Source organism: Microcoleus sp. K1-B1, from assembly GCF_036704705.1.
Classification (GTDB): domain Bacteria; phylum Cyanobacteriota; class Cyanobacteriia; order Cyanobacteriales; family Microcoleaceae; genus Microcoleus.
Genome location: NZ_JAUBSH010000008.1, coordinates 95,980 through 117,438 on the forward strand (window position 1 = coordinate 95,980; position 21,459 = coordinate 117,438).

The 21,459-nt window shown below is 44.1% G+C and carries 15 protein-coding genes and 1 tRNA gene; 6 read left to right on the plus strand and 10 right to left on the minus strand.

Annotated features, from left to right (window positions below; translation table 11 throughout):
* Positions 1–379 precede the first annotated feature (379 nt).
* The 5 genes from gatB to QUA83_RS04780 all read left to right on the plus strand — a co-directional run bounded on the left by gatB (position 380) and on the right by QUA83_RS04780 (position 6,291).
* On the plus strand, positions 380–1,882 hold the full coding sequence (gene gatB / locus QUA83_RS04760) for an Asp-tRNA(Asn)/Glu-tRNA(Gln) amidotransferase subunit GatB (RefSeq protein WP_333291882.1): 1,503 nt from the start codon (positions 380–382) through the stop codon (positions 1,880–1,882).
* Positions 1,883–2,243: 361 nt separating this feature from the next.
* A complete protein-coding gene (locus tag QUA83_RS04765) occupies positions 2,244–3,410 on the plus strand; it encodes a pentapeptide repeat-containing protein (RefSeq protein ID WP_333291883.1) in 1,167 nt (388 codons plus the stop codon).
* Positions 3,411–3,453: 43 nt separating this feature from the next.
* Positions 3,454–4,041 (plus strand): Uma2 family endonuclease, encoded by a 588-nt coding sequence (locus QUA83_RS04770; protein ID WP_333291884.1) that lies wholly within the window; start codon positions 3,454–3,456, stop codon positions 4,039–4,041.
* 270 nt (positions 4,042–4,311) lie between these two features.
* Positions 4,312–4,950, plus strand: coding sequence for a Uma2 family endonuclease (locus tag QUA83_RS04775; protein ID WP_333291885.1), 639 nt, complete (start codon positions 4,312–4,314; stop codon positions 4,948–4,950).
* A 108-nt stretch (positions 4,951–5,058) separates the two neighbouring features.
* On the plus strand, positions 5,059–6,291 hold the full coding sequence (locus QUA83_RS04780) for a pentapeptide repeat-containing protein (RefSeq protein ID WP_333291886.1): 1,233 nt from the start codon (positions 5,059–5,061) through the stop codon (positions 6,289–6,291).
* Positions 6,292–6,694: 403 nt separating this feature from the next.
* Here QUA83_RS04780 and QUA83_RS04785 read toward each other — a convergent pair whose 3' ends face one another.
* The 6 genes from QUA83_RS04785 to dpdE form a co-directional block, all read right to left on the minus strand.
* Positions 6,695–7,075: a response regulator gene (locus QUA83_RS04785; RefSeq protein WP_333291908.1), complete on the minus strand. Its 381-nt coding sequence runs from the start codon at positions 7,073–7,075 to the stop codon at positions 6,695–6,697.
* Between the two features lie 127 nt (positions 7,076–7,202).
* Positions 7,203–7,637: a hypothetical protein gene (locus tag QUA83_RS04790; RefSeq protein WP_333291887.1), complete on the minus strand. Its 435-nt coding sequence runs from the start codon at positions 7,635–7,637 to the stop codon at positions 7,203–7,205.
* Positions 7,638–7,753: 116 nt separating this feature from the next.
* Positions 7,754–8,134, minus strand: a complete 381-nt coding sequence (locus QUA83_RS04795; RefSeq protein WP_333291888.1) for a response regulator — start codon at positions 8,132–8,134, stop codon at positions 7,754–7,756.
* Positions 8,135–8,191: 57 nt separating this feature from the next.
* Positions 8,192–11,626 (minus strand): PAS domain S-box protein, encoded by a 3,435-nt coding sequence (locus QUA83_RS04800; RefSeq protein WP_333291889.1) that lies wholly within the window; start codon positions 11,624–11,626, stop codon positions 8,192–8,194.
* 221 nt (positions 11,627–11,847) lie between these two features.
* Positions 11,848–13,752: a response regulator gene (locus QUA83_RS04805; protein WP_333291890.1), complete on the minus strand. Its 1,905-nt coding sequence runs from the start codon at positions 13,750–13,752 to the stop codon at positions 11,848–11,850.
* Between the two features lie 269 nt (positions 13,753–14,021).
* A complete protein-coding gene (gene dpdE, locus QUA83_RS04810) occupies positions 14,022–17,357 on the minus strand; it encodes a protein DpdE (RefSeq protein ID WP_333291891.1) in 3,336 nt (1,111 codons plus the stop codon).
* Between the two features lie 223 nt (positions 17,358–17,580).
* Between dpdE and QUA83_RS04815 the strand changes: the two genes are divergently transcribed.
* On the plus strand, positions 17,581–17,892 hold the full coding sequence (locus QUA83_RS04815) for a hypothetical protein (protein ID WP_333291892.1): 312 nt from the start codon (positions 17,581–17,583) through the stop codon (positions 17,890–17,892).
* Between the two features lie 78 nt (positions 17,893–17,970).
* Here the strand turns inward: QUA83_RS04815 and QUA83_RS04820 are convergent, their stop codons facing one another.
* From QUA83_RS04820 to QUA83_RS04835, 4 genes are all read right to left on the minus strand, one after another.
* The gene (locus tag QUA83_RS04820) at positions 17,971–18,627 is read right to left on the minus strand and encodes a glutathione S-transferase (protein WP_333291893.1); all 657 of its coding nucleotides are present in this window, start codon (positions 18,625–18,627) and stop codon (positions 17,971–17,973) included.
* 291 nt (positions 18,628–18,918) lie between these two features.
* On the minus strand, positions 18,919–19,866 hold the full coding sequence (trhO, locus tag QUA83_RS04825; RefSeq protein WP_333291894.1) for an oxygen-dependent tRNA uridine(34) hydroxylase TrhO: 948 nt from the start codon (positions 19,864–19,866) through the stop codon (positions 18,919–18,921).
* Between the two features lie 509 nt (positions 19,867–20,375).
* Positions 20,376–20,447 (minus strand) — tRNA-Gly (locus QUA83_RS04830).
* A gap of 229 nt (positions 20,448–20,676) precedes the next feature.
* Positions 20,677–20,967, minus strand: a complete 291-nt coding sequence (locus QUA83_RS04835) for a hypothetical protein (protein WP_333291895.1) — start codon at positions 20,965–20,967, stop codon at positions 20,677–20,679.
* Between the last annotated feature and the right edge of the window lie 492 nt (positions 20,968–21,459).

The following is a 21,459-nucleotide window of genomic DNA, read 5'->3' on the forward strand; positions in this document are numbered from 1 at the left end:
AAGGATTTGGGGTCTAGATTGATCAGCAATTGTGGTGGATGGATCTAAAAATCTCCTGGGGAAGGGTGCGGGCAGGAGCTGGCCCTAAGTATATTTTTGCACAGAGTTGTTGTTTGGGGGCGCTCAAAAGGAGATCGGCGTGGCTGCGGGCTTGGGTCGATCGCGAATCTGTAGCAGGGCGTGGCCTATGCAGATCCCCATTTGTCTCAACTAAACACGCTTTCTCCAAGTCCGGCAGGGGTTTAAACCTGCCGAACTAAGGGTTTGACGCGCTTGTTGACACCAATGAAACCGCCGCTACCTACAAATACTCTCCAATCACTTTGGTCAATAAAAAGCTAAAATAAAATCTAAAGTTATTCAGTCTTTTAAATCGCTTATGACTGCTGCTGCACCCTCTTCGATAAAAAACCAAACTCAGTACGAAGCCATTATCGGTCTCGAAACTCATTGTCAATTGAGTACGAATACTAAAATTTTCTCCAGTTCTTCTACAGAATTTGGCAATGCCCCAAATACTAACATTGACCCAATTTGTATGGGAATGCCGGGAGTTTTGCCAGTATTAAATCAAAAAGTGCTGGAGTATGCGGTGAAAGCAGGGCTGGCTCTCAACTGCGAAATCGCACCTTACAGTAAGTTTGACCGCAAGCAATATTTCTATCCCGATTTGCCGAAAAATTATCAAATTTCTCAGTTCGATTTGCCGATCGCTACTAACGGTTGGCTAGAAATTGAACTGGTGGATGAGACGGGAAATTCTACTAGAAAAAAAATCGGGATCACTCGCTTGCACATGGAGGAAGATGCCGGAAAATTGGTTCACGGCGGCAGCGATCGGCTCAGCGGTTCAACTTATTCAATGGTGGATTACAACCGTGCCGGTGTGCCTCTAATCGAAATTGTTTCGGAACCGGATTTGCGATCGGGCGCGGAAGCTGCCGAATACGGTCAAGAATTGCGCCGGATCGTGCGCTACATCGGTGTTGGCGACGGGAATATGCAGGAAGGTTCGCTCCGGTGCGACGTGAATATTTCGGTGCGCCCCGTGGGCAGAAAAGAGTTCGGCACGAAGGTGGAAATTAAAAATATGAACTCTTTTAATGCGATCGAACGGGCGATCGATTATGAGATCGAGCGGCAAATTCAAGCTGTGGAAAATGGCGAAACCATCGTTCAAGAAACGCGGCTGTGGGATGAAAACAAGCAGTGTACTTTCAGTATGCGGGTTAAGGAAGGCGCGAGCGATTATCGGTATTTCCCGGAACCGGATTTGCCTCCGATCAAAGTTTCGACTGAGCAATTGCAGGATTGGCAAGCTCAACTGCCAGAATTGCCGGCGCAAAAGCGCAATCGCTACGAAACTGAGCTCGGTCTTTCTCCCTACGACGCGCGGGTGCTGACTGACGACAAAGCGGTGGCGGAGTATTTTGAAAAATCGATCGCCGCCGGTGCTGTGGCTAAACAAGCTGCGAATTGGGTGATGGGCGATATAACTGCTTATCTGAAAAATGAAAAACTGGCGATCGCAGAAATTCCTTTCCAACCGCAGGATTTAGCCGAACTGCTGGGGTTAATTGAGGCCGGTACGATCAGTGGCAAAATCGCTAAGGATATTTTGCCGGAGTTGCTGGCAAACGGTGGTTCGCCTCAGAAGTTTGTTGAAAGCAAGGGTTTGATTCAAATTTCGGATACTGGGGCGATCGATCAAGCCATCGATGCCGTGTTGGCAGCCAATCCCAAGGAGCTCGAACAGTACCGAGGCGGCAAAACTAAGCTGCTGGGCTTTTTTGTCGGCAAGGTGATGAAGGAAACGGGCGGCCGAGCTGATCCCAAACTGACCAATGAGCTGCTGGCGGCGAAGCTTAACGCCCCAGGCTAAGCAGTCGTTAAGGGGGTCGTGTAGCGGATACAGCGGCGGGCGATCGGTTTTTCCTGAGTTCGCCATTCTCGCTGGCTCGTAACTTTATAATTAATCTACATTTCTTTACAACATCTTCACGTTTGGGGGTGACACCCCTCATCCTGATAGTGTTATATTGTGTTATGTAGATGCACCCTGATGGCAGAGAGAGTTACTTAGGTAGCTCTCTCTTTTTTTGTCTTTTTTTTTGTACGGACGTGAAAATACGGATGGGGAGAGGGGGATGGGCCATACTGATCCCCGATTACCGATTACCGATTAGCAATTACCGCTTTGAGTCGATTAATATCAATTTTAGTTATTAACTAATTTTGACATTATGAGCGAACAAGCTAGCGAGCTAATCAAGCAGGGGATTTCGCAATATCAGGCGCGCCAATTTGAGGCGGCGCTGGGTTGTTGGCAGGAAGCGCTGGCGCTGTATCGCTCAATGGACGATAAGCGCCGATCGGGTGCGGCGCTGGGTAATATGGGCGTAGCTTACGAAGCGCTGGGAAATTATGCTCAGGCGATCGACTGCTACCAGCAACATTTGATGTTAGCGCGGGAAATTGGCGATCGCCGGGGCGAGGCAAATGCTTTGGGAAATCTGGGCAATGCTTGCTGTGCTCTTGAGGATTTTTCTGGTGCTATTGATTACCAGCAGCAGCGTTTGGCGATCGCGCGGGACACGGGCGACGGGCGCTCTGAGCTCGAAACTTTGGGCAATTTGGCGCTAGCTTACGATGCTAAGGGAGATTTGCCTGGTGCGATCGAATGCTATCACCAGCAGTTGTCGCTCGCCCGCACTAGCAAGGACGATCGCATTGAGCGCAATGCTCTCAAGAATTTGAAGCTCGGTTACAAGTATTTAGCAGATTACGAGAAGGCCGACGAGTACCGACAGCAGCAATTGGCGATCGTCCGGGAACTGTTTTTAATTGATAAAAATAAGAGTTTTTTACAACTTGCAGAAACAGTTGGTTTGAATCCGATTGAGGATTTTGCTGGGGCTAATTTAAGCGGTTTTGACTTGCATTACACTGATTTTAACGGTGCGGATTTGCGCGAAACCAACCTCCGAGGCGCAGACTTGACTTTGGCAGATCTCAGCGGTGCTTTGCTGAGCGCTGCTATTTTAATTGATGCTAATTTGTGCAATGCTAATTTGCGGGATGCTGAGCTCAGCAGCGCCAATTTGAGCGGTGCTGATTTGCGGACAAAGCTGCCCAGGGCGAATTTGAGCGGTGCAAATTTAACCGGCGCCAATTTGAGCAGTGCTTATTTACCGAATGCGATTTTAGTAAATGCTAATTTGACAAATACTGATTTCAAAAATGCTGATTTAAGCGGTGTTAATTTGAGTGGAGCGAATTTAAACGGTGCTGATTTGAGCCGCGCTGATTTGAAAAATACAGTGGTTAAAAATGCGAAGTTTTTGGGTTGTGTCGGAATTTCGGAAGCCCTGAAGGTTGAATTGATGGCACGGGGCGGGATTTTTGAGTAGAATTAATTGGAAAGGTTGGTAATTGTAGAGGGTAAGAAAAGCTATGACTGCCGTAACTGCAAAAAGATTCTCGATCACTGAATATCACCGTTTGGGAGAACTGGGATTTTTCGCCCCCGATGACCGAGTTGAATTGATTCGCGGAGAAATTATCATTATGTCTGCTAAAGGTAGGCTGCACTCTTTTTGTAACAGTCTTTTAGTTCAGGAGTTAATCATTTTACTGGCAAGACGCGCTCTTGTGCGCGCACAAGAGCCGATTACTTTGACGGATGATAGCGAACCAGAACCCGATGTTGTGATTGCCCGCAATCGTTCGGACAATTATTTATCTTCTCACCCGCAGCCTGCGGATATTTTGTTGGTAATTGAGGTTTCCGATTCTACTTTGAAGTACGATCGCAAAACGAAGTTGTCTCTCTATGCGGAAACTGGGATTTCTAATTATTGGATATTTAATTTGGTCGCTCGTCATCTGGAAATGCACAGCGAACCTTATCGGAAACAAAACGGGAGTTTTAGTTATCAATTGCAACGAGTTGTTTTGCCAAATCAGATGGTGGTAATTCCGGGTTTTCCAGAGTTGTCTCTGGATTTGTCTTCGGTATTTCCCGCGCAGATTGGTGACTAAACATTCTGGCTCGACCGCACATATTTTAACTCAGTAATTAAAGAGCGATCGAGCTTTTTTCGATATAATCTAAAAGTGCAAAGGAATGATATTATGTCCGGTCGATTACCCCTAATACGGTAGGGGCGGGTTCACGAAAAATATCTGCCAATAATTGACAATCTCAAAAACCCGCCCTTTTAATCGCTATCATCCAAAACAATTTGGTTTCTGACCCCTAATTTATTCGCGGGAGAAATCTAAAATCTAAAATCTAAAATCTAAAATCAGATGACTGCTCAAACTCTCTCCCCGCCGGAACAAATCGTCCACCTATCGGGTATCAGTTGGCAAACCTACGAAAATTTGCTTGCCGAAATCGGCGATCGGCAAATTCGACTGACATATAATCGTGGCAATCTGGAAATTATGGTACCTTCTCCAGAACACGAACGCTTCAAACAAGTATTGGGTCGATTTGTTGAAACCTTAGCGGAAGAATTAGAGGTGAGAATTGAACCTCTTGGATCTACCACATTTAAACGTCCTGAACTCAGCGGTGTAGAACCGGGTGAATGTTTTTACATTCAGAATATTAGTGCAGTTAAAGGCAAAAAAAGAATCGATATGACTCAAGATCCGCCGCCGGATTTAGTGGTGGAAATTGATATTACCAGCCGTTCGGAAAATACCTTGCAGGTTTATGCGGATCTGGGAGTGCCGGAAGTTTGGATTTATAATGGATCGCGACTCAGAATCAACAGATTAGAAAATGGAGAATACGTTGAGGGCGATATCAGTTTAGCATTTCCCAGCTTACCGATATTAGAGATTGTCAGATTTTTGGAACAAGCAGAAACAATGGATTATTTGGAATTAGTAAAAGCATTTCGGAATTGGGTAAAAAGCCAAATTCAGCCAAACCTATGAGTTGCGGATAAAATTAAACAAAATTTACAGTTTCAACCCACGAAAAAAAACTGTGTTGTGATAAAATAGAGATGATAAACTAATTTAAATATCAATTACAGGCTGGTAGTGCCAGCAATTCTACCCGATATGCGATCGCTAGATTCTCACAACAAATACCCAGATTGCTTGTGGATGCAATTTGAAGCAATTCCAGTTCCATCAGTTGCACCCCAAACCCAGCAGCTCGACATTCACTTGAGCCTGAATTTTAACGAGCATTGGGAACCCCTGCTAGGTGGTCGCGTCAAATTTGGTCTGCAAGGCGGGACGCTCAAACTCTATCTAGAAAACTGCGAAATACCCGTAGCCTCACGTCAGTTAGTCGGTTCTTTCAAGCTTTTGCCAATAGAAGAAACCCTGGCAATTCAAAGCAGTGCAGAAAATTTAGTAACTGAAAGTCAGCGGGCAGTTCCGGGGGGGGAGAAGGCTGAAAAAACTAAGGAAATAGAGAGCATATTTTGTCACGTTTCCACAATCAGTGATGATACAACGCCAGCTTGGATTTTTGCAGTAGAACAAGGCAAATCAGTATTAAAAGGTTTGCTAAAAAGTGCTAAGCTGGGAGAAATTGCTGCCAAAGAATTTCGGATGGCGGCCGCTTTTGAAGTGGCTAAAGAAGATATTTATCTCACAGATGCGGAGGGTTTGTGGCCGCACGAAATCACGCCAAATCAACATTCGGTTTTAGAAAGAATCCTGACTATATACCTGCAAGAAAATAAACTCAAACCTGCTCTCAGTTGGGCGCTATTATCCTACAATTTGCCTCCGGTTGAACCGCGCGAAGTGGAAATTGTCCCGGAAGCTGAATCGGAATTGCAGGAAATGGTCGATCGCATTATCTCCGCTGAAACCGACAATTTTGTAGAGTTGGCACAAATCGCCAATCTCAATCCAGCACTAGATTTCGCGGGTAGCAGCTTGCGGGGAACGACTTTAAGTGCAGTGGATTTTAGCAGCGCCAATCTCGATCGGGCAAATTTCCGGGGCGCAACCTTAAACGATGCCGATTTCAGCGACGCCAACCTGCAAAATGCCAAATTCGGCGGTGCAGATTTGAGTGGGGCTTTCTTAGGAAATGCTGATTTAAGTGGCGCAGATTTGCACAAAGCAAGTCTAGCTTTAGCTAACCTCAGCGGTGCCAATTTGAGCGGCGCAAATCTGCTGGAAGTGAACTTAACAAATACTAATTTCAGCGGTGCGAATGTCGAGTCAGCCAGATTCGGGAACAATTCAGGAATGGATGAGGAGATGCAGGTGAATCTACAGCAGCGAGGCGCGATTTTTGAAGAGGTTTAGCCCGTAAGTGCGAGATACCTTTTATTCATCAGCCTCCATTGTGGCACGGGCGTCACGCCTGTGCGATGGGATTTCACCTTAAAACTATCGCCTCTGAAAAAATTTGCTTCTTAATCCTTAAGTCTGTAACTACATTTATAGAGAGAGATGAACCGTAGCTGTTAAGAGGGTAAACAGGCATTTCTTGCCAACACTGACGGCACAACCAGTATACTTGACTTTGGCGAACGTGACGCAGCATTTGATTCGTGCAGCAAGGACAGCTTGTCATAAAAACCTCTTTTTTATAGATGAAAGTGTATTTGTCTCTTGTTGCCAAGTGCTGTAAGCTGCGTAGAAGCAGCAACTCTATCAATGTAGAGTTAAAGTCTTAAGAATCCTGCATCTGCCATACCAGGGAGTGTCAATCATCCCATCCCAAAATCTCTCTCACTTTTCCCGGCAGGATGGTGGCTTCAAATGGTTTGGGAATTACCCCAGCAACACCCATTTGGGCAAATTGAGCCATATCGGTTGACATAACTCTTGCTGTCAGCAGAATCACTGGAATCGATCGAGTTATGGGATCGGATTGGAGACGATCGTACACAGCAAACCCATCCATTCCTGGCATTGATAAATCCAGCAAAATAGCATTAGGTCGTTCTGTTTGTAGGATTTGTAAACATTCTTCTCCTGATTCGGCCACCAGGGTGTTCCATCCCGCGAGGTCTTCCAGGCACAACTGTACCAGTTCGCGGAGGTGCTCTTGGTCATCAACGATGAGAATTTGCTTCCCTTTCATCTTGTTTTCGGACAGGAGACTGCCCTCATAATTAGCTACTTGCAAAGCGTTCATTTTATTTTGGTTGATTAGGAATCTATTTTTCGGTTGCCAATTTTGTCTCAAATACACATCTTTAAGCAATCGCTCAAAGATGTGTATTTGAGAGTTGAATCCGAACTTCGGATGGCGGAATTCTCAATGCTTTAGCAAGCTGAATTGTTAAACCATCCTGGTGTATTTCAGTCCCATAGATTTCAGGATGTACGCGGTGGGGCAACGGGATGAGAGTTTGAAATCCACTAGGAAGGAAATAACCTTCTACTCCAGCCACTTCGGTAGGTTGACCTTGGATTAAAACAGTTTCTGGAGTGATTTGGAGATTCAATTTGACAAGATGAATGTCAGAAATGTCAACTTTAAGGATAAGTGTCACATCCTTTTCTTGAATTTTAATACCTGCGATCGGTTTTTCCTCTGTATGAGCAATCCCAAGTGTGCATTGCTGACAAGCAGTGGGCAAACCGGAAAATGAACCTCCGAGATCCTGATTTACATCATTCAAAGCCTGAAAAGCATTCATTGAGTCTCCTCCTAATGCAAAGAACTTTTAGCTGCATAACAGGAGACTAAATAGCAACGGTAAGGAATTGGTAAAGATTCCGTTATTGTTACAAAAATTGACAAAAATGGTGAAAGCTATTCATCCCATCCCAAAATCTCTGCTACTTCTTCCGTCAGGGTAATGGGTTGGATGGGTTTGGCAATTACCCCAGCTACCGCCATCTGGGCAAATTTAGCCCGATCGCTGGGCAAAACTTTCGCTGTCAGCAGAATCACTGGAATCGATCGGGTAATCGGATCGGATTGGAGGAGCTCGTACACGGCAAACCCATCCATTCCCGGCATAGAGACATCTAGCAAAATAGCGTTGGGTTGTTCTGTTTGCAGTATTTGTAAACATTCCTCTCCCGATCCTGCCCCCACGGTTTCCCATCCGCCTAAATCTTCTAAGCAGGCTTGCACAAGTTCCCGAAGGTGTTCTTCATCGTCAACAACTAAAATTTGTCTGTCTGTCATGGGATTTTGGATTGGAGATTTTGGATTTGGGATGGATGCTACAGATTAATCTCAGCGTTATTCAATGATGGCTAAGGGTAGGGTGAAGCAAAATGTGCTGCCTTCACCTAAGATACTTTCCGCCCAGATTTTTCCACCATGCCGCTCAACTATACTGCGACAGATTGCTAAACCTAAACCGGTGCCTCCTTTTTCACGGGAGTCGGAGGCATCGACTTGCTGAAATCGCCCAAAAATGAGTTCTAGTTTATCGGCAGGAATGCCTCGCCCGCGATCGCTAACTTGGAACAGCACAAAGTCTGTCTGGTTTTGGGCACTCAGATCAATTGTGGAATTGGCAGGTGAGAATTTAATCGCATTACTGAGCAAATTTGTTAAGGTTTGGACGATCGCATCTCCTGTTGCCCAGACTTCTGCATCCGTGGGGGTAACGATTAATGAGATCCGTTGTTGAGTAGCGATCGCCTGAATGCTATCTACTGCTTGCTGCATCAAATCGGCAGCTTTGCAAACAGTTTTATCCATAATTCCCCGCCCGGAGTCTAGGCGCTCCAAATCTAAAATATCATTAACCAGGTTCACTAAACGATTGGTATCGAGGAGGGCAATTTCAATCATGCGTCTAGATTTTTCGGGCTTTTTATCATAAACCCCACTTTTTATTAATCCCAATGACATTTGAATTCCTGTCAAAGGAGTGCGAAGTTCATGGCTGACAATGCCAATGAACTCATCTTTAATATGTTCTATCCTTTGTCGTTCGGTAATATCTTCCCCAATGCTGATAGTTCCAATGATGTTTCCCTCTGAATCTTGCAGCATGGTATTGTTCCACGCAATGAACCGTTCTTCACCAGATTTTGTCACGATAAAATTTTGATAATAGGGATGAAAGTTATGGGCTAAAACTTCCGAAAAAACAATTTTAACTGATTCTTGAAGAGAACCGGGTAAGAAGTTTTCAAACCAATTTTTCCCAACCACTTCTGCGTGAGTATATCCCGTAATTTTTAAGAAAAAAGGATTAACGTAATTGACATTTCCCTCTATATTAAGTCCGACCACAATCAACTGCACGTTATCCAAGAGCGATCGCCAGCGGCGTTCGGCTTCTCGGATCGTGGCTTCGGCTTGCTTACGTTCTTGCAGTTCTAGCTGAAGTTGTCGGTAGAGTTTGGATTGCTGAATGGCGATCGACAATTGGCTGGCAATCTGTTCAAGTAATTCTATTTCCCACGATTGCCATTGACGAGGTGCAGCATTTTGGTAGATAGCTAACAAACCCCAGAGATTTTCTCTCAAAAATATCGGGAGAACCGCATAACTTTTTGCTTGAAATTGTTCCACTAGCTCGATATGACATGGTTGAATTTCATCGCGGTAAATATTATTAATAACAAAAATTTCATGATTGCGGAATCGACCGCCTTGAGTTTCTTGCAGATAGGTATCTACACAATTTTTTTGAAGATCGCTTCCTATCAGTTTTACCCAACCCTCACCAACTGACTCCACGACAAAATCACCACTCCAATCAGGATTAAAGCGGTAAATGGCAGTGCGATCAGTTTGTAATGTCTGCCTGATTTCAATAACAGCAGTATTTAGAACAGCATTCAGATCCAAAGATTGGCGAATCCCTTGAGTAATCCTCCATAGCAAATGTTCCTTTCTAGATTTCTGTAGTAAGGCTGCTTCCGCCTCTTGTCGAACTTCTTCGAGGTGCTTCGCTACTGTGATATCTTGATGAACTGCCACCAGAACATCGCCATAGTCGGAATGATTGAATACACAGCAAGTGGCACTACACCAAAATGGAGTCCCATCTTTCTTGACATTGTGGACTTCATAGCTAAATTCACCCTTTTGTAAAACGGCAGACCGAATAGCTTGATTTACATCTTCAGGATTGACCGATTCGGTGGCATAGTTGAGAATCGAAACGTGTTGACCGTTGAGTTCGCCAGAGTCATAGCCAAACATCTGCTCAAATTTAGGATTGGCATAGACAATAACTGCATTATCTACTCTTACTAAGCAAATTCCTTCCGCCATGTTGCGGGTAATGACAGCCTGAAGTTCCAGCATTTGTTCGGCTTGTTTAAGTTTAGTCAGATCGCGCAGACTGACGATTACCCCTACAATCTTTTCGCCTATATCACGTAACGGCGTATAGGTAACGCTCAAAAATTGCCTGACTAAATTGGGAGAGTTAAACCAGTTTTCAGACTGAATTGTTTCGCCAGCCAAACATCTGTCTAACCTAGGTTTAATCATATTATCGAACACGTCTGCATCCAGGATATTTCTAACAGAATTTCCAATAACTTCGCTTTCAGATTTGTTGCACCACTTCAAATAAGATTGATTAACTATTTGATAAATATAGTTGCTATTCATCAGTACAATCATATCGGTTGTATGGAATAGGATTCGTTCATATTGGCGGAATGCTTCTTCAGTACGTTTGCGCTCGGTGATATCAAATACGCTAGAACGACTCATCATGAAGTTACCTGCTTCATCATAAATTGCTGTAGCATTTAAGTTAACCCAAATGGGTTTTCCGTTTTTATTTAAAATTTGAAACTCTAAATTATTGATGTACCCTTGTTTTTTAAATAAGGGAAAGTTTTGATAAAAAATATTTTTGCTTTCAAGTGTAATTAAATCAACAAATTTCTTTTTGTAGACCATTTCCTCGCGGGTATAGCCTAACCACTTCAGTTCCGTATCATTAATCATAATTATTGTTCCTTCTGCATCTAGGGAATGATAGCCACAGGGAGCATTATTATAGAGGTCTTCAACTTGAGTGAGATCGTGTTGCAAGCTATGGTTGACTTCAGTGAGTTCTGCTGTCCGTTCTATGCCTCGTTGTTCGAGTTCAGTATTGAGATGTTGTAGGGCAATTTCTGCTTGTTGGCGCTCCCTCACTTCCGTTTGTACTTGATCAAATAAATCAGCTTGCTGAATAACAATTCCAGCTTGAGTTGCTAGCTGTCGCATGAGTTCAATTTCGGAGGGTTGCCATTCGCGAGGTGCTGCACACTGATGGGCAATCAATAATCCCCAAAGTTCTTCTCCCTTAAGGATAGGAATAACCAGGTTAGCTCTAACTTTAAAAGTTGCCAGGAATTCCCGGTGGCAAGTATCAATTCCAGCAGAATAAATATCAGATTTAGAGGTGAATAAGCCTTGTTTGAAGGGTTCGATATAGCTTTCAGCCAAGCAAGGATCGTGTATCTCAGTGGATAAGATTGCTGTCCATTCTGAACCAACTGACTCTACGACCACCTTTCCGCTCCAGTCAGAAGCAAATTGGAAGATAATTACGCGATCGCATTGCAGAACGTTTCTGAGTTCCGTTACCGTAGTGTTGAGAATATCTTCTAGTTTTAGGGATTCGGAGACAGAAAGTGCTGTTTTAGCAAGGATTGGCTGTGGCTGTTGTTGCCATTTCCCATAATCTTCATCAGTATGTTCTATCATTAATCTACTTAATTAATTACATTTTTTAGCTGGAGGCAGAAACCGGGTTTTTAGCCCTCGTGCGTAATACCAATTTAATGTGAAGTTGCACATATCTCGATCCCCCTAAATCCCCCTGATTGTTGGGGGACTTTGAGCGGAATCTTGTCCCCCCCTTATTAAGGGGGGCTAGGGGGGATCGGATTCTACGGGGCCTCATAAAAAATTGGTATAAGTTCTATTTAAGTATTCCCAGGCTTAAGTAAAGGACGAGTGCGCCTGATTCGGCTGAGTACCCGCGTGACTAATTCAGGCCCTAGTACCGGCTTGGTAATAAAATCATCGGCTCCCGCTGCAAAAGCTTGTTGGAGAGATTCTGGATCGGTATGGGCTGTCACCACTAAAATCGGTAAATTTTCCCATTGGATATCTTGTCGGACGACCTGACACAATTCTAAGCCGCTGACGATCGGCATTTCTAGATCCAGCACTACTAAATCGGGCTTAGTGCTAATTAACACCTCCCAAAATTTCTGTGGTTCTTTGAGATTTGTCACCTCAATTCCCCAAGGAGTCAGTAACGCTGATAATTTAACCAGCATCACAGGGTCATCATCTACGATTAAGACTTTGGCTTCTGAAGTTTTAGGACTGGGTAGAACACGGGCTATGGCTCGAAAAATTTGCTCGGTGGTTGCAGGTTTGTGGAGAAATTGCTTAGCACCTAAGCGCGATACAGCCAAGCGATCGGCAAGACTATCTCGTCCGGTAAAAACGATTATAGGAAGAGTAGGCGATCGCTCGTTCAGCTCTCGCAGTAGCGTCAATCCATCTTCCTCTGTCTCTGCAAAGCTTAAATCTAGTAACATCACATCGGGCATTGACAAAGCAAGACGCGATCGGGCAGCAGTAATATTCGGCGCAATTTTCATCCGCAATCCCCAAGCTTCGGATTCTACTTTCAATCGCTCCGTTAATGCAGCATCATCATCAACTACCAAAACCCGATAGTTAAAAATTGAAATAGTAGAAACTGGTACACCCGTTGATGTAATCGGTGTTTTGGCTAATTCCTGCTGTAATCCTGTCACCAATTCCGAAAAGCGGGTAATTTCCTCAGCAGTCCAAGAGCGATCGTTTATTAGCAAATGCTCTGCAGAGCGTGCCAATTTCGAGCCTTCGGGATAACCAAACGATCCCAGAGAGCCGGCTAATTTATGAGCTTCACGTTTTGCAGATTGCTGTAATTCTGTTTCTAACTTTCCTGCTAACATAGCAGTTTTTGCCTGATCCAATACACCAATTTGTTGGTTGAAGCCTCCCCGAAACCGCTCTAAAACTTTGTCCATCTCGGACTTATCTACCCCGCGAGATTGAGGTTTTTGGGTGCGCTCAATCCCAGGATTATTTGAACTAGACGACGCAGATGGGGTGTACGGTTTCAGTCGATAGCCCATGCCATAAATTGTTTCGATGATTTCTTCAGTTAAGCCGCCGGCCTTCAGTTTCTTTCTGACATCCTTAATATGAGTGATAATGGCGCGATCGGTTGGTGCGTCATCAAATCCCCACAGCCGATCCAAAATAGCACTGCGACTAAAGATGCGATCGGGATTTCGCAGTAATAATTCCAGCAGATTATATTCTGTCGCTGTCAGTGAAATTATTTCTTCGCAAAATGTCACTCTACCAGACTCTAAATCTAAACAAAGATCTCCCCAAGTCAATGTATTAGCCGCTGAATTGGGAGTAGAACCTCCTGGGGAAAGTGCTTTACTGCGTCGCAATAAAGTTCGGATTCTTGCCAGTAATACTTCCGTAGCACAAGGCTTGCTGATGTAATCATCGGCTCCCGCATCGAAAAGAGCCACCACCTCCGCATCTGAATCATTTGCAGTCACTAACAGGATCGGTTTGTGGTAGCCTTGCGATCGCAATTGCCGACATAGACTAATTCCATCTAGTTTGGGAACCTGCACATCTAACAAAATCAGGTCATACTCAATTGCTGCTGCCAAGTCTAGGCTAACTTGTCCATCATTTGCCCGATCAAACCCGTAATGATTTGCTTCCAACACCTGTGCCAGTGTTGCACTCAGCCCTCCATCGTCCTCTACGAGCAGAATTTTTATCGGAGACTTCTTCATTTTGGCTGTGCGGTTCAATTCCCATGCGATCGACGCGCTTTGATGTCAGGCCGAAGCGTGCCTTTTAACTAAATCACTGCTACTCATTACTACTGCTTTTATCTTACCCTTTTTACAGTCCCATAACCTAAAAATTGCTGTCACTTCCGCAGTTTAGATAAAACCGATCGCCCCTTCATTCATCTGCGTCCATCCGCGTTTATCCGCCTGCATCTGCGGTTCAAAAAAAGCGAACGCCCCCAAAAAGAGCGATCGCCCTCCCCAACAAATTATCCCTCATCCTCCGACTTTACAGGAGGACGCCCAGAAATCACAATAAATCCCACAGACTCCAGAGTCATGTGCGGGCGGCGAATACCAGCTAAAACCGCTTCACTCAACAAACTTTCGGTATTGATTTCATCAGCCAAAACCGATTCTAAAAGTTGTTCGGATTTAGAAAGTCGATTCAATCGCAATTGCAATTGATTCACCCGGTTTTCGAGTTGGATTGCAGCAGTGACAGCAGATTGCTCGCACATTTCCACAAAAGCCGATCGCCCGCGCAGCAACTCCTCCGATACCACCCGTCCCTTTTGACAAAAATCATCCCATTCTAGCGGATCGACAAAACTGTCAATCAGCGACGTGCGATTTTTCGACAAATTATAATCCCGATTTTGCGCGCCTTTCCCCTTATAAGCCCGCTGCAAAATCGCTAGAATTTCCGCATCTTCCACCAGAGACATCTGCTCGCTGCGAGCATCTACAAACACAGTTTCAAAAATTGGGAGAAACAGAGCATCCGCGCGGCGCTGCAAAGCTTTCAAGTTGTAATTTTCGATGTTTTGTGCTTGCAAAATTTGCTGAGCCGGCTGCACATCAGTCTGGATTGAATAATTAAACTGAAAGCCGAACCACTCCTTCCCAGGCGCAGCATCCCAACTTTCATCATGCCGCCACATAGCAAAAGCTTGACCGCGATCGTCCCAGCGAATATAAGAGCTAATTGCATCGATCAATCCCTCACCAATGCGGTAAAGAGCGACATCCGCATTCTGATAAGCAATACGGCGATTGTAACTACCATATTGCTGACAATAAGGAACCAATCTGGTCATCAAATCGTTCGAGGGAATTAACGTTTTTTGAGTAGGTTTATAGCGCATCAACCCCGATACACTCGGATGTTCGATTTGTTTGAAGTGAAGAGCTTGACACAGCCAACCTTCAGTAGCCCGCTGCATTTCTTTATGCTTAGCATCGCAGTTGTCGAGAGATTCAAAATACTGAGATGCGCTGTCATCAAGAGTATCAATTTCATCGAGAACGTACTGTTCGTCAATTTTGATTTTCTCTTGTTCGATTTCAGTTTTAATCGCTTCTATTTCGCTGGATAAGCCCTTGCCTCCCTCAGCAAACAACTTTTCTTCAAGTTTGAGAAGTTTTTCCTCAGCATAAAACTGAAGGCTGGCAATAGATTTGTTGAAGATATCAAACCCATCTTTTAAAACTTGAAACCAAGCTTCGTGGGGACTCTCTGGCAAATCCGGGCCTGCAAACAAACAAAATTGCACTCCCATTTTGCTGCCAATGCGATCGACTCTGCCGAGTCTTTGTTCTAACTGATGGGGAAACCACGGCAAATCGAAGTGAACTAACCAATCTGTCAATTGCAGATTTACCCCTGCTTCTGCAGATCGATCGCACACTAAGATAAAGCAATGGGGTTCAGTCTTAAACCGCTTGAGACTAGACTCAACATCATCAGCCGATTTGCTCGTGTCATGGCTGGCGATCGCATTTTTACCAAAAATTTTCGCTAAATTTTCTGCAATCTCTTTACAAGTTGCAGTAAAACTGGTAAAAATCACAATTTTCGGGAAACGTTCGCCCGGAATCGGCCGTTTAATTTGCTGTTGAATTCTCGACAGCAAATCGCGAGGTTTGCTGTGATACTCGCGCGGAACCTTCAAAGCCACTGCCAGAAATCGGAGAATCGCGATTCGTAACAAACTCAGTCGATCGAGTCCTTCCTGGGGCTTTTCCAGGGTATTGAGCAAGGTTTCCAGCATTTCCCTTTCTTCGGGAAACAGCTCCGTTTTGGTCAAAATTGCCGTGTCATTTTGTCCAAATTCGCGATCGAGTTCTGGAGTCGATTTTTTCTGCAAGCGAGCTTTGACAACCCGTTCTAAAACATTCAGCCAAGTACCCGAAGCGCGGAAAAATAGCAGAAATATTCTCTGATATTCGCTCGACTTGGGAGCGACTGTGCGCCATTTATCGAGTACGGTTTGAATTTCCGACCACTGTTCATCATTCAGATCATACTCAGTTTTGGGGACAGCATCTCGATCGAAAATCACATCCTCAACCGCATCCCGGCGGTTGCGAAGGATGCGACGATGCAGGCGGTAGGTATCTCTAACGTGAGTGCGAATACTTCGGACCAGCCCAGCCTGTTCTGCGGTTTCTTTAGTTTTCAAACAACTTTCTAACTCGGTTGCTAATCCGATTAAATAATCATCTTTGGCAAAAAGAGTGCGAAGTTGAGCGAGTTTTGTTTGCAAAACAGCAGGCTTGGCGTTTTCTCGAAAATCAAGCAAAGCACGACCGATTTCTTGACGGTTTTGCACCTGTTCTTTGAAGCTTTCCAGGTCATCAAGACGGTAAGTTGCGGGATCTAGCAAGTGCAGCATCGTTAGAAAATCTTGCTCATGGCCGATAACTGGCGTTGCAGATAATAACAATACATTTTTGCTTTTCTGAGCTAGTTTCTGACAGAGTTCAAAGGACTGCTGCTGAGCGCGATCGCTCGAATTTGCCATTGCCGCCACATCATGCGCTTCATCCACAATCAGAAAATCTAGGTTAGCGTTGCGGCTAATTTGATTGATGTCGCTAACAGCCACAAGCTGCACTCGGTCAGCAAAATGAGACAAATAGAATTTATTTTCCAACTCCTGCCGCCACTGTTCGAGCAAGTATTTCGGAACCAGTACCACAGCGCGTCCGTTGGGTTCATCAAGCAGAAATTGGCGGAGAATTGTCCCGGCTTCTACTGTTTTTCCGAGTCCTGGTTCGTCTGCCAATAAATAGCGCACGATTGGGTCTTCTAGGACGCGCCGGACGACTTCAACTTGGTGCGGATAGAGGTCTATGTTAGCAGAAATTAAACCTGTCATGCCGCGGCTGACGGCCCGCTGTTCGATCGCAGATTGAACAAATGCCAATCGGCGATCGTGAAAATACGGCGTTTCTTGGCCTTTGACTGCTAAAATGTCGATCGGATCGGCGATCGGAATATTGCAGCGAACGTAAAGTTCGCTTTCAACAGCTTGCAAACTTTGGCTGTCGGGCAGGTCAATTTCGTACTCTAATTTATCTTCATCCCAGTCATAAACTCGCCCAATTATCCATCTTTCCTGAGTGGTACTCCAGAGGTAGCAGCGGGTTTGGCGCTGAAGTCTCGCTTCTTGCAGCAAACCCAAGGCTACAGTTTTGCGGATGCGCTTTTTAACTGAGCAAAAATATTCAACTACGGCATCAGTACGCGATACCTCGACAACTTTTCCGACTCCCAAATCGTTTCTGGGCGATCGAACTAACGAACCAACATCAATCATAGTTTTAGCCTGACAATACTTACTAGATTACAATAAATCCTTTCCAGTTAAAAATTCTAGCAAAATGCGATTTTTGCCTGCGTCACTTTTCTAGTCAAATGACAGGAAATCTTGTATTCTGAAAAAAATAAGTTTAGCACGGTAACTAACATTTTGCACCATTCTCAAGAACGGGCAAGATGCCCGTTCCACAAAAGATAAATTTTCTTGTGGAACAGGCATCTTGCCTGTTCCTAAAAGGCTACTTGAGAATGGTGCAACATATGTGTTAAAACTAACATTTTGCACCATTCTCAAGAACGGGCAAGATGCCCGTTCCACAAAAGATAAATTTTCTTGTGGAACAGGCATCTTGCCTGTTCCTAAAAGGCTAATTGAGAATGGTGCAACCTATGAGTTAAAACTCACATCTTGCACCATTCTCAAGAACGGGCAAGATGCCCGTTCCACAAAAGATAAATTTTCTTGTGGAACAGGCATCTTGCCTGTTCCTAAAAGACTAATTGAGAATGGTGCCAGATATAAGGCATGGTAACTAACATTAGAAAACGTAGTGCAACAATCTCAAACTCTTGATTCAACGCCCTTAAGTGCGTAAGTCCTGAATAACTAATTACAAGGAAGGAAAAATAACGCCTGGATGACCGGATTCCCATTTCGGATATTTCTGCATCACACTGCTATAAATCTCCGAATCTGTGAACCCTGCTAACCAAGCTTGTAACGGTGGCCAAGGCTGTTCGTTGAACCAAGTTTGATCGGTATGAGCAAATTGACGAACAAAAGGTGCGATCGCCATATCAGCCAATGCTATATTGTTACCAAATAAATATTTAGTGGCGCTTAACTGTGAATTTAGTTTTTCCAGGAATAAAGAACCTTCATAACGATGTACTTCGGCATCAACACCGGGATAACGATCGGGGTACTTATAACGGTCAAGATGATATTTAAACCTATCATCAAATAGAGCGATTAGTTCCAGCATTTCTGTAACAGAACCTTGCTGTGGCATCAACCATTTTTCAGGATCATGTTGTCTCAATGCCCACAACATGATATCGATACTTTGATCGAGTACACGCCCGTCAATATCAATCAATATCGGTACTGTACCTTTGGGAGATACTTCCAACATCTCTGGTGGTTTGTCTCGCAAAACAACTTCCCGCAACTCACACACCCGATTGCTAACCATCAAGGCCAAGCGCGCGCGCATAGCATAGGGACAGCGGCGAAAGGAATACAAAATCGGGTATGTTGCTGACATATAATATTGATTCCCGTTGCACCGGAATAATTGTTGACTGTTGACGGTTGACTGTTGACTGTAAATCAAAAAAATGAAAATTTCGCTAATTTTTGTTAGCAGCTTGATTCAACTTGATCAGGACGATGAAGCGGGGATTTGATATCATTCCGATGCAGCCGGAATTGATATAATTAGTCGATCGCGCGATCGGGTTTTTGGGTCAGAAACCCCGTTTATTCGTAGATTTCTAGTCGCTAAACAAGATTTTTCGTAGAAACGGGGTTTCTTTAAGCTTAGTGAATAATAATATTAGTCGATCGCACCATCTACTTTTTCCTTCGCATCGTAGCGCGCGCCTATATGTACTTGGTTGCGACGCTTAGCAAGCTCAATCTGACGTTGACGTTCATATAAAGCTTCTTTTTTGGTTTCAGTTTTTGAGTCATGACAATGAGGACAACTCACACCAAGCACAAATAATTCAGAAGCCTTATCTTCCTGACTAATCGGGTGACGACAACCGCGACAAAGTTCATAGTTTCCAGGCTTTAAGTCCTGACCAACAGAAACCCGTTCATCAAAGACAAAACATTCACCTTCCCAACGACTTTCTGATTCCGGCACCGTTTCCAAATATTTTAAAATTCCGCCTTCGAGATGATAGACTTCCTCAAAACCTTGACTACGCAAAAAAGCAGTAGATTTCTCGCAGCGAATACCACCCGTGCAAAACATTGCCACCTTGGGTTTATTGCGTAAAGCAGTTTCCCGCAGCACCCATTCAGGTAACTCGGAAAAGCTTTTTGTTTTTGGATTAATAGCGCCTTCAAAAGTACCCATAGATACCTCGAAGTCATTACGCACATCAACCACCACAACATCGGGATCGTCAAGCAGCTTATTCCACTCATCAGGCTTAACATATTTGCCAGCCATGAGGCGGGGATTAATGTCCGGTACCCCCATCGTGACTATTTCGCGCTTCAAGCGTATTTTCAGGCGGTAAAAAGGTGCTTTTTCCGAGAAAGATTCCTTGTGTACCAGATCCGCAAAACGCGGGTCACTACGCAAGAATGCCAGCACTGCGTGTACGCCCTCGGACGAGCCAGCAATCGTGCCATTAATGCCTTCTTGGGCCAGCAAGATAGTGCCTTTGACGTTGTTGTTGTTGCAACAATCGATTAGCGGTGCTTTCAGCTCAGCAAAATCAGGTAGTTCAACGAACTTATATAAAGCAGCGGTTAAAAAATAAGCCATATATGGAATGGATAAGAGTAATTAATTTTCATAATTAAATTATATGAAAATTCAGTCAAAGCGGACGGTGGGACTCGAACCCACGAGGTTCAGCGAAAGAGGTAAGCATCACTCATGGAACCCGATACTGGCAAAGGGTTACATCCTCGGAGCTGATTTTTGTATCCCGTGTGGTCTCCCAATTGTCTCCAAATTGTCTCCAAAGGGCTAACGTTGTCCTGTCGCTTTTGAAATTTTACCATGACCCATACGTCTAGTAGAGGTGCGGAATCTGGGTTAAAAGCACCACGCAAAAAGTCGAGGGCTGATTTGGCGGATATGGAAACTGTGCTGGACGTATTGGCAGAGCTAGGCACTTGATTGTCTCTAATTTTGTCTCCAAATTGTCTCCAAACAGCCCTCAAAAACCCTGTATTTGTCTCCAAAAACATCCTGTGCAACCACAAAGAACAAGCCCTAGAAACGCCAAAACCCTTGATTTATCAAGGGTTTTAAATACTGTTCGCGCAAGCGGACGGTGGGACTCGAACCCACGACGTTCAGCATGGGAAGCTGACATTCTACCACTGAATTACGCCCGCGCTTAGTGTTTTTTACTTGCTTTCACCTTCTTTCACTTTGGGGGCGGAGCGGTAAAAAACGACTATAAAAACATTGTACAACTATTTTCGGATTTTGAGTATAGCATTTTGACAATCAATTTTGGGCGCCAGCCGATCGTACAGCGGAGCCATGAACTGCGGCGGACGAGCAAATTGTCATCGCCACCAAAAGCTGCCCCGAACATTGACAAAGAGTTATACCATTTTTTTAAAGATGTGATAGAGATAAAGAATGTAAAATCCAAGACCATCCGGTGAGAAAACCAATAACACGATCGCTAAAGGATACCAAAACTTCCTGGACTTTTATGCGGAGTTCGTTTAGATTACTAAACACCGACCAAGCTAAAAAATTTGTCAGATATTCCCACACTCTTTCTGTGGGATTTACGGACGGACAAGCCGGAGGCTGAAATAGTAAAATGATATTGTCTGGTAATTTAGATGAGCCTAAATTATGAGAGTCGTGCGTTATCAACTTGAATGATGTGTAATTCATGAGGATATTGTATTGACAAAAGTTGTAAATATGCTTGAAAACAAACTTTGTCTCAATACAAAAACTCCCAAAAAAATTTCCCGTTGCGATCGATACTGCCCCATACAGCCAAAAATACTCAAATTTCCATTGGTGCTTCCCGATGGCTTTACGCCTGACGCTTTCAGGCGCAGACGAATTGTATGTAGTCCTAGCCTATCGTTTATCACTACACCAATAAGTGACTTTTTTATATTTGTTTACTTGAGGTAAAGCTTTGTATAGTCAAGCTTTTATCTGTTGATGCAAGTTATTTTAAACTTCATTAAGTGCCGTAGATTTCTGAAAAATACTGCAATGTATTGGAATTTTTAATTTACTTTTTAATTCCCTCTAAGCTGTTCTACATTTAAATTGTGTGTTAAAAAACAATTCCCCGTCTTGTGGGGTGGGCGTCCCGCCCGCCCTGAATATACAATTTAAATGCGCGACAGCTTAACTAAATAATATACA